The organism is Sphingobacterium sp. UBA3519, from assembly GCF_002377215.1.
Lineage (GTDB): Bacteria > Bacteroidota > Bacteroidia > Sphingobacteriales > Sphingobacteriaceae > Sphingobacterium > Sphingobacterium multivorum.
Genome location: NZ_DFPI01000022.1, coordinates 81,338 through 94,777 on the forward strand (window position 1 = coordinate 81,338; position 13,440 = coordinate 94,777).

Genomic DNA, 13,440 nt, shown 5'->3' on the forward strand with positions numbered 1-13,440 from the left:
ATCCGAATTGTAAAATCGACTTTGGAGACAGCGTCTTCTTTGATCGTCAGCATACTGTTCGGCGCTACTCATAAACATCGATAGCGCCGAACAATAGTGAACATCTAATTTTCTTGATGATAGAGATCAGAAAATATTTTTGATAATTTCGCAGGCTCTTCTCGCCATGCGGCATACATACCTTGTCCCATTTCATCCGGGACTATATCGAGGTTTCCGGCTGCGACACTTTCTACTATCTTTATTGCGATACGATCTGGGTCTGGCATATCCCAATCACTTCCCTTGTTCATATCGGTATCAATTGCTCCCGGATTAACAGCATATACTGTCACATCCCTTTTAGCCAGTTCAATTCGAACAGATTGTGTAGCAGAATAAAGTGCTGCTTTGGAAGCAGCGTACCCAGCAATAGAAGGTAAAGGCGAATAGGCGGCAATCGAAACAATGTTGATCATGATAGATGGCCTATTCTTTATCAGAATTGGAGCAAATGCACGCATCATGTTTATTGTTCCAAAATAATTTACCTTCAGATCATTTTCCATAGCCAATACTTCTCCTTGTAGCATATTCCCTGGATTTAAGGTTCCTGCATTGTTAATCAGAATCTCAGTATCTGGGGCTGCTAGCGCACTCATTTCTACTTGTTTAACATCGGTAATGTCTAGTTGCAGCGGTACGATTCGATGATCGTTGAATGCTGGCATATTTTTTAAATCCCGGCAGGTTGCATATATCTTCCCTGCACCGTTATTGAGCAATGCACTTACCAGTGACTTTCCTATCCCCCTATTAGCCCCTGTAATCAGGATGACTTTATCTTTAAAAATTTGCATGGTGTTTTATTTATTATCCAACACAAAGCTATCCAGAAAGATAATGCTGTAAAATCCGAAACTTGCGATAATAAACATGCTCTTGATACGCTAGAAATCAAAAAAATCATATTCAAAGGAAATCAGACACTTCATCATCTCCCTATCAAGAGAACCTATTAACTGTGCATAAATGGATAACTTAGGTCGTAAATACGGCTCATGCAACTTTGAGAGCTTACTTCAAACTAAGAAACGTTCACCTTTACTAAAGCTGTATACAGCTCCTCCGGCGTAAAGGGTTTGACTAACCATCTACTTATGGCCACGGAATGACATAGCTGTTCTATATCCTGCTGATTCGAACTAAAAATAGGAATAATGGTCGGCTCAGTATTGTTATCGAAATTTTTTTCACGAATATTCTGTATCGTTTCAATACCGCTGATGATAGGCAATTGATGATCGATCAAAATTGCATCAAAATGATGTCCCTTTTTTAATATCTGTAATACCTCAAATCCAGTTTTTGCATGCACGGTATTAATCTTCTTTAACGATAACATCCGATCCAAATCATTTCGCTCCGACTCTTCCTCTGCAACAATTAGTACATCCTTTATTTTTTTTAATTCATCCCACGCATTAATTTCCCAAACGGCGGGAACATTAATAGTGAAAAAGAAACGACTACCGGCACCAAAGGTACTCTCCAATTTCAATTCACTGCCCATCATTTTAAGCAATTTATTCGATATTGTTAGTCCAAGGCCAGTTCCCCCATAACGTTTAGTCATCGAGTTATCTTCCTGTGTGAATGCATCAAATATCCGTTCCACATTGTCCTCTTTGATACCTATGCCTGTATCTTTGACGCTAAAGCACAGAACAGCCTGGGTGGCATCATGTGATTCTACTGTAATGCTGAGTTCAACGGTTCCCTTCTCGGTAAATTTTGTGGCGTTGCTCAATAAATTCATCAATACTTGCTTGATACGGAGGGCATCAACCCAAATATAATGTGGCACATCGGCCGCGATATTCAGATAAAACTCTAAATTTTTGGCTTTGATCTGCATATTGAGAAAGTTTGTCAGTTGAATAACCAAGTCCTGAAGATCCGTCTGTTCAACGTCCAGTTCTAGTTTGCCAGCCTCAATTTTGGAGAAATCTAGAATGTCGTTTACAATTCCAAGCAATAAATTGGCTGATTGATCAACGATACTCAGATATTCCCTTTGAGTATCTTCAAGTGCTGTCCCAAGCAACAAATCGGTAAAGCCAACAATCCCATTCAAAGGTGTACGAAGCTCATGGCTCATATTTGCCAAAAATTGTGATTTTGCTGCACTTGCCTGTTCAGCTACTAATTTCGCCTTTTCCAGCTCTTCCCGTTGATGAATAATCCGGCTAATATCAGTTGCAATCGCAAGATAACCGATAACATTTTCGTTAATATCCCGAATAAATGTAACGGCTAAGGAAACATACAATCTAGATCCATCTTTTCGACAATAGGTCCACTCTCGCTGTTCAGCACCATGCAGCTCTGCCATATCTACAAAGAAACGAAGTTTATCTACCGAACGTCCTAATTCAACTTCCAGTTCCTTAGCTCTCAACACGAGCTCCTCTTTCAAATGAAAATGTTCAAGCCCCAATTTCCCAATGACCTCTTCACTGCGGTATCCCAAAAGGTTTTCCGCTCCTGTATTAAACAATGTGACTACACCAGTCGTATCGGTCGCGATAATAGCTACAGCGGAGGTTGCATCCAATACTTCTGAAAGCAGTTTTTTTGAATTCGAAGACTCTGCTTCGATGCGTTTACGCTTATCAATATCCTGAAAGGTACCGTATAAACGAACGCAATGGCCATTTTCAAAATCAGCATTTCCCAATGCACGTATCCACATTTCATGACCAGCGAAGGTGACAATCTCAAGCTCCAAATCCCAAGCTTCTCCCGTAGCGAGTGCATGTTCAATGGCAGTCCGTATTTTATTCCTACTTGATCCCGCTTTATAGAACTGTAACGCAGTTGTTAGCTCTGGTTCATAGTCTTCGGGTACTTCATGAATTTCTCGCGTAATTTCGGACCAAACAATCTTCCCATCAGCAGGCGTATATTCCCAGCCTCCAATTCTAGCTACCCTTCCAGTCCGCATCAATGTTGCTTGGGCATGCTTCAGTTCCTTTTCTAGAAAATGCTGTTCCGTAATATCCACGGCATTGCCAATCACATAGGGTATTTTGTTCCCATTGGTCTGCAAAATATTATTAAACATCCAGATACGCGTCTCACCCGAGCGTGTCAAGGTTCGCATTTCTCCTTTGATTGTTCCGCGTTGAACAATTGCGCCCAGATAGTCCTGTAAATTCTTGTGCCCCTCCGATGGGACAATATCAAAAAGTGATCGTAACTGAATCTCCTCCCGTGTATAGCCCAAAGTCTTGGCTCCAGCTTCATTGACGGCTATAAAATTGCCCTTCAGATCATGCGTACACATAAGTCCCTGAGAGTTATCGAAAAATGCTTTCAGTTTTTGTTCACTTTCTTTATACTTTTCTTTTTCTTTTCTGTTGACAATAAGCGCGACAACCTCATCCCGAAGAAGGGTTAGGATCTCTTTTTGATGCTGATCGAGCTGCCTTGGAACACGATCAATAACACATAAGGCCCCTAAGGCATATCCGTTGGGATCGATTAATGGTAATCCAGCATAATAGCGAATGTTTGGTTCTAAGGTAACGAGTTCATTCGATTTGAAGCGATCGTCTTTTTTGGCGTCCTCAACTTCCATCAGCTGATCTTCTTCCAGCGTATATTGGCAAAAAGAAACATCGCGCGTTGTTTCGTCTATCTCCAAGCCAACCCGCGATTTAAACCACTGCATATCCTTATCCACTAGTGAAATCAATGAGATGGGTGTACCGCAGACTAGTGATGCAATTTTCGTAATGCGGTCAAACTCTTCCTCGGCTGCTGTGTTTAAAATTTCGTATTCATGCAACACGCGTATCCGATCTGATTCATTCTTTGGCGATAATTTAGCGTTCATTCAAAAGCCTGTATTGTTAATAATTTTATCTTCGAAGTCTTTATAGGTCCAAATGTATAGCATGCGCTAACGTACAAATAATATTTCACTAATCTTTAACGATTGATTTGAATCATTCCAATGCCCAATTAATATCGATTTGGTTTTAACTTTTCTTAGTCTATCGTAAAAAGTAGAAAACCAGCGGTAATAGCATGATAAAATATAATCATGAACACCGCTGTATTAAAATAGTTTTAAATAAAAAACAAACTATTAGATTAAAAGATCACCGATAATAAGCGCCGTGCTGCCTTCGGTTCCCAAAAGGGAGAAGATTATATCGGTTTTTCAATGCCAAAAATATATTTTAAAAAAAAAGAATTTATGAAATCCAAGCTTTCCAAAAAGTCGTAAATGGGTATAAGTACAGAAAAAAATTATAAACTAAAAGACTTTTGTTATGGAAAAGATAACCTCCCACAACGAAACACTATTGAACTCCAATAGTGACATGGACAAAAGAGATCTCAGACGAAGAGATTTTTTAAAATATGCAGGAGCCAGTGCTGCTACATTAGCCATCCTGGGTATGTCGAGCTGCAAAAAAGACCACGATGATGGCATGGATAACGGTGGTAAGGGCATGTACTTTGGTAGCGGCGACATTGCCATCCTAAATTATGCCTATGCACTTGAACAACTTGAAGCTGCATTTTATATCCAGCTAGTCAACAACCCCTATAGTGGCATGACGGACATGGAAAAAACTTTTTTTACGGATATCCGTGATCATGAAATTGCTCATCGTGAGTTTTTCAAGGTAGCCCTAGGGGCCAAAGCCATTTCAAGTCTTGAATTTAATTTAGGCGGTATCAATTTCAGCAGCCGCGAAACGGTACTGGCAACAGCAAAAACATTTGAAGATCTTGGCGTTTCGGCCTACAATGGTGCTGGATGGTTAATAAAAGATGTCAATTATTTACTGTTGGCTGGCAAGATCGTGTCTGTTGAAGCTAGACATGCCGCCTGGGTCAGGGATATGATCGACAATGGTAGCTTTGCCAATCAGGAAGTAGTGGATTCAAATGGTCTTGATGTCGCAAAGAGTCCAAGCGTTGTCCTTAGTGCCGCAGCGCCATTTATTAAATCCAAGATTGATGTGAGCGATCTACCAACTTATTAATTCACCTAAAAACTGATTATCATGAATCTCTTAAACGTTTTTGAACAAATAAATGCTGTAGATCCTGAATTCAGCGATCGCATCAGCCCTCGTCGCGAAGCAATTAAAAGTTTGGCTTCAATGAGCAAAAAAATAACTTTGGCTGCCCTGCCCTTTATGATAGGTGAGCTCTTTAAAAAAGCTTATGGTGCTACGGCTCCCACAGATGTCAATGGAGTACTCAACTATGCGTTGACTTTGGAATATCTCGAAGCAGAATACTACACTATGGCTGTTGCCAAAGCAGGTCTTATCCCCACAGGTAAACCACTCGGTGCGATAACCACCATTCGTGACCATGAAATTGCACATGTGAATTTTCTTAAACAGGTATTAGGCAATAAAGCTGTTTCAAAGCCAATCTTTGATTTCACCGCTGGGGGGACTTTCGGCAATGTTTTCAGTGACTACGACACATTTTTAGCTATCGCACAAGCATTTGAAGACACCGGGGTAAGAGCTTATAAAGGGCAAGCGGGAATTTTACTCGGCAATCGTGTTGTACTGACTGCGGCGCTTCAGATCCATTCTGTTGAGGCACGACATGCCTCTCATATCCGCCAAATGCGTCGTGCTCGCGGAGGTGGAGCTGCCAATCAAAAACCTTGGATTACAGGAAGTAATGACAGTGGTATTGGCGCAGTTGTCGATCCGGTATATGCAGGCGAAAATAATATAACACAAGCGGGAGTGGATATTACAACATTGGCAGGTGCCATGGGGAAAATTTCGACCAATGCAGCAACCCAGTCTTTCGATGAACCTCTAACTGCAGAAGCTGTACTTAATATTGCAGGTCTTTTTATAAAATCCTAACAAAAGACGTAGTTTACCTGTTTTTAGCATGTCCTGATCGGTTTATCCCATCAGGGCATTGTTTTTTATATACTCCCCATTACACATAATGCTGTGAGTGTCGGTACATCTTTGCCGCCTTCATCTTCGAGGGTAATAGCAAAAGCCTGGGCCTTTGGAATATCCAGCATCTTACTTGCTGTATCTCCTTTTAAGTCAAGTGGAAAAACACCGGCATTAACAGGTTTACCATCGACCATTGCCCACAGTTGATATTGCTTACCTTTGGGTGCAACAGGCATGTGCTCAATACTCAGATAAACCGTCTTTGATACTTGATCCCAGAATACCAAAGCAAGGTAATCGGGTTTAGTTTCTACCCCCTTCAGAGGGATTGTTTTTATTGCTGGATTTTGAACGAGAGCCCATTTATCCTGTAGGGTAGCAAGTTTTGCCTGCTCAGCATCAAGTAAGGACGTCGTCTGATTTAGCTTATTCGCTGTATCTTGTTTACGTTGATATAGGAAGATATTAGCACCAATACTAACGGCTAACAATAGGCTTGCAGCAATAGTCCACTTGTATGATCGAGCAACAAGCGTTTTCTTTTCGGTATCCATAACAATTACGTCGTTATGGTCCGTAGAAGAAGGTACTAATGTTTCATCAATTTTATGATCTTCGTTTGGTACTAGATTTTCTGCAATGAGTTTATTCCATATATCCTGTTTTAATTGCATAGGCATCTCTATCGCTTGGCTATCGGCCAAATCTTCGAGTGCAATCTCTGCTTCGATGATGGCTTGTTCCACTTCGCTATTATTTTTTCGGATACAATTCAAGATGCTCACTTCCTCTTCAGAAGCAAGTCCCAAAACGTACGATTCAATAATCCCCGACGATATGTATGCTCTAATATCCAAAACTAGCGGTACTCTTTTAGTAATTGTTGTAATTGTATAAAAGCTGCCCTGGTACGTGTTTTTACTGTTCCTAGCGGCACATCAAGCTGTTCAGCGATTTCTTGTTGTGTATATCCTTCATAGTAGGCCATCTCAATCAAGATTCGCCATTCCGGCTTCAATTTATCTAAAATATTTTTAAATCCAATAAAATCTGCTTTCGTGTGTTGTTCGCCCTGACTTAGATCTTGTTCTTCCTCCCTATTTACGATATTTGAGAGCGGTTGGTTTTTCTGCTCGTTTACGATAGCTTTTGATTTTCGATGATCGAGGGCTGTATTGCGGGCAATGTTAATCATCCAGGTATAAAGGCGGCCTTTTTCTGCATCGAAAACATCGATATATCGCCAAATTTTGACGAATACATCTTGGATGACTTCTTCCGCATGCTCCGTTGAGACCACGATACGACAAACCACACCAAAGAGTGCATCGGCATAGTGATCATAAAGATAACTAAAAGCCTGTTGATTTTTTTTTTTCAATAAAAGAATCAATGTTTCTTCAGAAAGGTTGTGTAATGGACTCAAATTTTACGTTTATAATACGCTAAAGATGAAAATTAAAAATTTAAAAAAAAAAGCAGCAAAGACAAAACAAGTTAAAGTACCTATAAAACGGGTTAAAATACCTAATATAAGTTAGCCTATTTTCTGTTAATCCTCATTATTATTTATATTTTAATACGCAATGCATGATTTGCTTCCACCATATCGTACTAATTTACTCTTTTTTGTATTTCTAATTTTCAATGCTAGTTTTTCATGATTTGATTCCGCCTGGGAGGACGAATCACATTTAAATCTATTAAAATCTGTCTAAAGCTTTATTTTGTCGGACGAATTCCCCTTAGAAATTGGATTTATCGATAGCATATCACATGTCGCCAGATAAAATTCATCAATTAACTGGATAATCAAATCATCTCTTTGGTTATTAACAGCTAGTCCCACCCAATTTTTGGGGGGAAGATACTTACTCCGAGTCCATTGAACAGGCTGCAATATTTGTTTTTCTGAACGCAACCATTCTAATCCACTATCATTGAAATATATCTTTTCATTTGACAAATCCATCACGATGAAAGGTCTTTTCTTAAAATAGAAAATACTCATATCAAGATCTGCAATTACATTCATTCGAATATGTTTTTTGAGATGCATATATGCATTTATACGGGTTAGTGTTGACATCTATTTATCTTATTGGCTATAATAAAATCATCATAAATTTCCATGAACATCCAAAGCAGGCGAAGTGTTCATCAGACGAGAATCAAAGATATTCGAACCAGCGGTCTAAGTAGGGGTATATTTTGTTCTAATAGGTGGAAAAAAATGTTAATGTAAATTGAAAATACGACGGATAAAACCACTAATTTACCAAGCGCGTGAATATGTGTTAGTTTGCCCCATTACAGGTTTCGGCGAATCGTAAAATGCCTGCACGGATTGTAAATACCACCATTGAACCAGTGTTGCAATGGTTTAAATTTGATAAATAACAAAAGATATGCGGAAAGAAAGTAAAAGCACGTCATTCATTAAAAAAATTCTAGGCTTAATTAGTCTTATCCTTATGGTAACAAATAGTAAAGCACAGCAAGTCACTCACTATTTTCCAAACGGAAAAGATAAGGCAAAGACCATCAGTGGACAGTATGGTGGTAATAGCGGGATTTGTCTTTTTGAAGATGGCAGATTTCTGTTATATGGTTATGCTACATCTGTTTTCGGCTCCTATGTTTTTGAAAAAGACTACCTGCTTTTCTATCCAGATGAAGCCCCTTTATTTCAACTGTATGGGCGTCACAAGCCTAATTTCACAGACAGTACTTGTATCAATTTGGCAGGTTTTGAAGAAGGTAAAACCTATGTACAATTTGATAATGACAGTACACATCGGGTTTTCAATGACAAGGCAAACTGTTTCAGCCCCCCTTTTGTTCATCAGGAATCCAAACCGGTTCAATCGCTTAAATTTATTGTACAAAACCAGTTTATGGAACATGACAGTACTTATCAAGTCTTTCAGTATAGCAATGAAGAAAAATTCAATGATTTTATAGCTGTTTATAACAGACCCCAACGTGCACCTCAACATTTCAGCGCTTTCCTATATTTGGCTGAAGGGAATAAATTAGCCATCAGACTCTCCAATTACGGTGGAGAAAGAGGTTTTTTAAGAGAAAATCAAGACGGTTCAAATCAAGAACACTGGCACGAAATATTGACCATGAAGAAGGATTATGATCGGGCAAATTATATTGACCCCCTAGCAATATTTAGTAACGCATATTATACCCTATTTTATCCTGACCTCGAACAGTACGTCTTGGATACTGTCACCAATAGATATGTAAGTAAGTTTGCATCGGAAAATGAGGCCTATTTTGCTGGCAATCCTGAGCAAGACGATCGATACTTAAATAAATACATCCGTCAGAATCTGTTGCTTCTGAAAGACGAACAATTCGATCCATCAAAACTGTCAATTACCAGTCTATTTTTTTCGCGCTGTGAAGAATCTGAAAAGCCAGATCATGATGAAAATGGATCACAGCAATAATCGCAAAAGCCCAGCAATGATTCAAGTAGGAGCTTAGCGCTATTAAGAGTCGAAAGATTAGCACGTTTTCTTAAATATGGCTTAATTTTGGTAGTAATGACTAGATAACTGGATAACATTTATACTAGTTTTATTTCGGTGAAGATGATGAATTATAAAACGCTTATTATTGGGCTAGGATTCTGTTCGCTAGCGGGTTGTGCAACGCAAAAGGAAAATATTGGAAATAGAACAGAGAGAGAAAGTGTATCCTTAGCTGAGGGACAAAGAAAATCATTGCGAGAATATCCGATCAAGATCAAATTTAATGGTATTTCAGAAGATAGCCGTTGCCCTGAAGGCGTCAACTGTATTTGGTCTGGAGTTGCAGTAGCAGAAATTGAGATCGCAGAAAAAGCAACTAAACCCACGACAATAAAGCTCGCAACAATAGACCTACAGGATAGAGGTTACCAAAGAACTGCCAACACCAACGGATATACCATTTCATTACAGGATATCGCCCCTTATCCGAACAAGGAACAAGGGACACAAACGCTACGGGGTAACTACAAAATCGCTGTTATTGTACAAAAAACTGTAAAATAAGCCCGCAGCGGTTCACTGTGCGCCAACAATCGTCCTATGGAAATAGTCATTGAAAAATGACCCAATTCTATTAAAGAATGACCCAATTCTATTAAAGAATGACCCAATTTTTAAAAACACCAATACATATATTTTAATTATATGCATGGATACTTATTGGTTCATTCCTTGAAAAATAATACCTTTGCCAAAACCTCATTTATGAAAAAGTTTTTTAAATTTATTAAGATTACATTTTTTTCTATACTGGCTATTATTGGGCTATTATTTCTCTATTTTTTCATTTCCAATCGGATATTTATAGGAAATACCAACGCGGAAAATATAGCGTACCTCAAGCTTCATAAAACGGAGATTAAGGATCGTATTGTAGATTCTCTATTCGATAATAGCTTCTATAATTCGGATATTTTCTTACTTGGGGAAATTCATGGCTACGCAGACAATCAAAAGTTGGACAAAGAGCTGTTATTTTATTTGAACAAAAAGCTTGGTGTTAAATATTACATTGCTGAGATGGATAGTACAAATGCCAACAAACTAAACAGCTTTTTATCCAAGCCGCTAAAAGATAACGCCCTACTGAAAGATGTGGTTCGCTCCATTCGCAAACGTATCCCGCAACAGTCTAGTTTAGAGCTATATCAAAAATGGGTCGAAATTTATGATTATAACCGCCACCTTGCCGATTCGGCAAAAATCACTGTTATTGGCATAGACAAAAGCTTTACAGCGGATAAATCTGACGTATCCAGGGATTCAGCTATGCTGTTAAATTTGGAAAATTATATTAAAAATCACCATATTGATGGTCAGAAACTATATGGACTATTTGGTTTTTTTCATGTTTTACAAAAAGGAAAGGATGCAACCAATGATCCTTTTGCTACACGCTTGAAAAATAGCGGCTATAAAGTATCTAGCTTTGTTAGTTATACCATTGCTAGTGAAATGTATCTTCCAAAGAATCCTCAATTTCCAACCCCTGAAGATGAAAAAGTAGATTGGGTAAATGCAGATGGCCCACTTATGCTCGTGAAAGGCATTCAGGATCTAAAAGAATTAAGTCGACCAAATAGTATATCGTTATTTAAACTCAATGCAGCACATTCACCTTATGCTACTTCTCAAGATTTAATAACTGTAAAATCACGGCTTTTTGGCGCAAATATCATACCTGCTGAAAAGAATCATACAACAGACTTCTTTCAATATGTATTTTTGTTACGAAATTCAAAGGCCTTAACAAAACTTGATTAGGACAGCAAGCATTTCATCAAAAAATTGGATAAACAAGCCGTCTGCTGATCACATGATTAAAGAAACAAGGATCCTATTGAAAAATATTCCATTCATAAACAGGATGATCCGTATTTAGGAGGAGGAATCTCGCTTATCGATTTGCAAGATATCACTTTGGTTTTTATATTTGCGACATCATAAGAAATCCTAATGCGGAAGTGGCGTAATTGGTAGCCGCACCAGACTTAGGATCTGGCGCCGCAAGGCGTGGGGGTTCGAGTCCCTTCTTCCGCACTTATCAATATCCCAAGCTTTCAGCTTGGGATTTTTTTTTGACCAGTACTTTTTGATGCTAAGTTATCACCATTGAGGGTATAATTTCTTGAAGCAAACAGAATAGATTAGCGATAATATGTCGCGTCAAGAATTTAAGCCGCCCAGTCAAATGGTTTTGTACAAGGGTCACACTCATATTTCAACACTTTTCCTAAGCTTTTCGCTTTTTTACCTTTTTTTACGAACACATAAGCCAAGTCTACATATTCCTCTACCTCGGCCCCACTTTCATCCCGTCCTTTTACAACCACAGAATAATATTTTCCATCCGGATATGCCTTGAAATATACTTCTTGAACAGTAATCTTTTTGGGTATTTGATTATCACAACAGCTACACCATAAAATAACGATGGGTTCTTTTTTAAGGTATGCAACGGCCGTTTCGGCTTGCTTTTGTGTCAAGGCCTGAAGTTGATCTGCTTTTGAGAATAAAGCTGTACACAGCAACAGAAGGAGAAAAATGGTCTTTTTCATTTGGAATAGTGTTAAGTTTAAAAGAACTTATTAGCAAAGACTATGCCTTTAGCTTCTCAAAAAAAGATAACAGTCGCTATAATAAATTAAATGGTCAGTTATTTCTCCATAAATCCCCGACAACAAGATCATATATATTCTGTGAAAGTGCCGTTGTATTTTAGCGATTTAACCAAGTTGTTCTCAAAACACAACAGTCCCGATAAGCGGTAATTCTGCCTTGAGAACAAACCAATATATTATTTTTCCCAGACCAATGCGCTTGCACCAAGAATAGCAGCATCAGCCTCTTCCAATTCACTAAAGACCAGTTTAACTTTGTTTCTAAACAAAGGAAAAAGGTTTCTTTCCATATGGAGTTTCGCGGGTTTTAAGATAAAATCACCGGCCTTAATTACTCCTCCAAAAAGTAGAATTGCTTCAGGAGAAGAAAACATCACAAAATTTGCTAATGCTTCACCCAGTTTCTGCCCAGTATACCTAAATACCTCAATGGCTATCGCATCCCCTTTGAGCGCACATTCATGAACTGTCTTCGAATTGATCGCGTCCTCAGGGAATTGATTCAACATCGATTCCGGAAATTCGGCCCGCATTTTCTTGGCTGTAATGGTGATCCCTGTAGCAGATGCATAAGCCTCTAAACTTCCTTCAGAACCCGTACTCCAATGTTTTCGTCCTCCTGGTTTGACAATGGTATGGCCCAATTCGCCAGCAAAGCCATCGTGTCCATAAATAAGCTTCCCTCCGGCCACTATGCCGCTTCCTACGCCCGTGCCTAAGGTAATCATAATAAAATCTTTCATGCCGCGTGCCGCACCAAAAAGCATTTCACCATAAGCAGCGGCATTTGCATCATTGGTAATGGTGCAGGGAATCTTAAATTTGGCCGTCATTAAATCGCTAAATCGAATCACACCTTTCCAAGGGAGATTGGGAGCGTGGTCTATTGTCCCAGTGTAATAATTAGCATCAGGCGCGCCGACACCAATTCCATCAAAGCTTTGTTCACCACCAAATGCTTCAATTAAGGGATAAGCTTTCTCGTACAACGCATCAATAAACTCTTCCACCGTTTGATAAGCATCTGTTTTTATGCTTCCTTTTTCAAGTACTTCACCCCGATGATTGACCACACCAAATTTTGTATTGGTTCCACCGATATCTATTCCCAACGCCACGCGTTTTGATAAATCTATTAATGACATTTCTCTTCCGTGTTTCTAAGTTCTAAAATTACTAAAAGATAATATTTTATAAGGAATCAACAAAATCTTCTTCACAATTATCCATAAATAGCATGCTAATCCCCTTTGAAAAGCCGATCTACCGACCACCAGATCAACCTAACTTAAAAAATTTAAATGTGCTAAATACCCGATAAATATG

At 38.8% G+C, this 13,440-nt stretch carries 12 protein-coding genes and 1 tRNA gene; 6 read left to right on the plus strand and 7 right to left on the minus strand.

Features of this window, described 5'->3' with window-relative positions:
• Positions 1-104 precede the first annotated feature (104 nt).
• Both B3297_RS11395 and B3297_RS11400 read right to left on the minus strand, forming a co-directional pair.
• Positions 105-839, minus strand: coding sequence for an SDR family NAD(P)-dependent oxidoreductase (locus tag B3297_RS11395; RefSeq protein ID WP_070566866.1), 735 nt, complete (start codon positions 837-839; stop codon positions 105-107).
• 227 nt (positions 840-1,066) lie between these two features.
• Positions 1,067-3,880 (minus strand): PAS domain S-box protein, encoded by a 2,814-nt coding sequence (locus tag B3297_RS11400; protein ID WP_286767059.1) that lies wholly within the window; start codon positions 3,878-3,880, stop codon positions 1,067-1,069.
• Positions 3,881-4,322: 442 nt separating this feature from the next.
• On the opposite strand from B3297_RS11400, the gene B3297_RS11405 reads away from it, so the two are divergent.
• Positions 4,323-5,045, plus strand: coding sequence for a ferritin-like domain-containing protein (locus B3297_RS11405; RefSeq protein ID WP_046675105.1), 723 nt, complete (start codon positions 4,323-4,325; stop codon positions 5,043-5,045).
• 120 nt (positions 5,046-5,165) lie between these two features.
• Positions 5,166-5,900: a ferritin-like domain-containing protein gene (locus tag B3297_RS11410; RefSeq protein ID WP_312905311.1), complete on the plus strand. Its 735-nt coding sequence runs from the start codon at positions 5,166-5,168 to the stop codon at positions 5,898-5,900.
• A 65-nt stretch (positions 5,901-5,965) separates the two neighbouring features.
• On the opposite strand, the gene B3297_RS11415 is transcribed toward B3297_RS11410, so the two are convergent.
• From B3297_RS11415 to B3297_RS11425, 3 genes are all read right to left on the minus strand, one after another.
• The gene (locus B3297_RS11415) at positions 5,966-6,802 is read right to left on the minus strand and encodes an anti-sigma factor (RefSeq protein ID WP_112375871.1); all 837 of its coding nucleotides are present in this window, start codon (positions 6,800-6,802) and stop codon (positions 5,966-5,968) included.
• Between the two features lie 2 nt (positions 6,803-6,804).
• Complete coding sequence (locus B3297_RS11420) at positions 6,805-7,371, minus strand: RNA polymerase sigma factor (RefSeq protein WP_112375870.1); 567 nt, start codon at positions 7,369-7,371, stop codon at positions 6,805-6,807.
• A gap of 288 nt (positions 7,372-7,659) precedes the next feature.
• A complete protein-coding gene (locus B3297_RS11425; protein WP_139145016.1) occupies positions 7,660-7,980 on the minus strand; it encodes a hypothetical protein in 321 nt (106 codons plus the stop codon).
• 439 nt (positions 7,981-8,419) lie between these two features.
• Between B3297_RS11425 and B3297_RS11430 the strand changes: the two genes are divergently transcribed.
• From B3297_RS11430 to B3297_RS11445, 4 genes are all read left to right on the plus strand, one after another.
• Positions 8,420-9,409: a preprotein translocase subunit SecD gene (locus B3297_RS11430; RefSeq protein WP_139145017.1), complete on the plus strand. Its 990-nt coding sequence runs from the start codon at positions 8,420-8,422 to the stop codon at positions 9,407-9,409.
• Positions 9,410-9,553: 144 nt separating this feature from the next.
• Entirely contained in the window at positions 9,554-9,997 is a 444-nt protein-coding gene (locus B3297_RS11435; RefSeq protein ID WP_286726834.1) for a hypothetical protein, read from the plus strand.
• 201 nt (positions 9,998-10,198) lie between these two features.
• Entirely contained in the window at positions 10,199-11,257 is a 1,059-nt protein-coding gene (locus B3297_RS11440; protein ID WP_070567155.1) for a hypothetical protein, read from the plus strand.
• 194 nt (positions 11,258-11,451) lie between these two features.
• Positions 11,452-11,533, plus strand: a tRNA-Leu gene (locus tag B3297_RS11445).
• A 134-nt stretch (positions 11,534-11,667) separates the two neighbouring features.
• Here B3297_RS11445 and B3297_RS11450 read toward each other — a convergent pair.
• Together B3297_RS11450 and B3297_RS11455 are read right to left on the minus strand one after the other, a co-directional pair.
• A complete protein-coding gene (locus B3297_RS11450) occupies positions 11,668-12,051 on the minus strand; it encodes a hypothetical protein (protein WP_046675100.1) in 384 nt (127 codons plus the stop codon).
• A 239-nt stretch (positions 12,052-12,290) separates the two neighbouring features.
• The gene (locus B3297_RS11455; RefSeq protein WP_046675099.1) at positions 12,291-13,259 is read right to left on the minus strand and encodes an ROK family protein; all 969 of its coding nucleotides are present in this window, start codon (positions 13,257-13,259) and stop codon (positions 12,291-12,293) included.
• Between the last annotated feature and the right edge of the window lie 181 nt (positions 13,260-13,440).

Coding starts and splice junctions, on each gene's coding strand:
- B3297_RS11395 (WP_070566866.1), bottom strand. CDS start 839: ATGCAAATTTTTAAAGATAAAGTCATCCTGATTACAGGGGCTAATAGG.
- B3297_RS11400 (WP_286767059.1), bottom strand. CDS start 3,880: ATGAACGCTAAATTATCGCCAAAGAATGAATCAGATCGGATACGCGTG.
- B3297_RS11405 (WP_046675105.1), top strand. CDS start 4,323: ATGGAAAAGATAACCTCCCACAACGAAACACTATTGAACTCCAATAGT.
- B3297_RS11410 (WP_312905311.1), top strand. CDS start 5,166: ATGAGCAAAAAAATAACTTTGGCTGCCCTGCCCTTTATGATAGGTGAG.
- B3297_RS11425 (WP_139145016.1), bottom strand. CDS start 7,980: ATGAATGTAATTGCAGATCTTGATATGAGTATTTTCTATTTTAAGAAA.
- B3297_RS11430 (WP_139145017.1), top strand. CDS start 8,420: ATGGTAACAAATAGTAAAGCACAGCAAGTCACTCACTATTTTCCAAAC.
- B3297_RS11435 (WP_286726834.1), top strand. CDS start 9,554: ATGATGAATTATAAAACGCTTATTATTGGGCTAGGATTCTGTTCGCTA.
- B3297_RS11440 (WP_070567155.1), top strand. CDS start 10,199: ATGAAAAAGTTTTTTAAATTTATTAAGATTACATTTTTTTCTATACTG.
- B3297_RS11450 (WP_046675100.1), bottom strand. CDS start 12,051: ATGAAAAAGACCATTTTTCTCCTTCTGTTGCTGTGTACAGCTTTATTC.
- B3297_RS11455 (WP_046675099.1), bottom strand. CDS start 13,259: ATGTCATTAATAGATTTATCAAAACGCGTGGCGTTGGGAATAGATATC.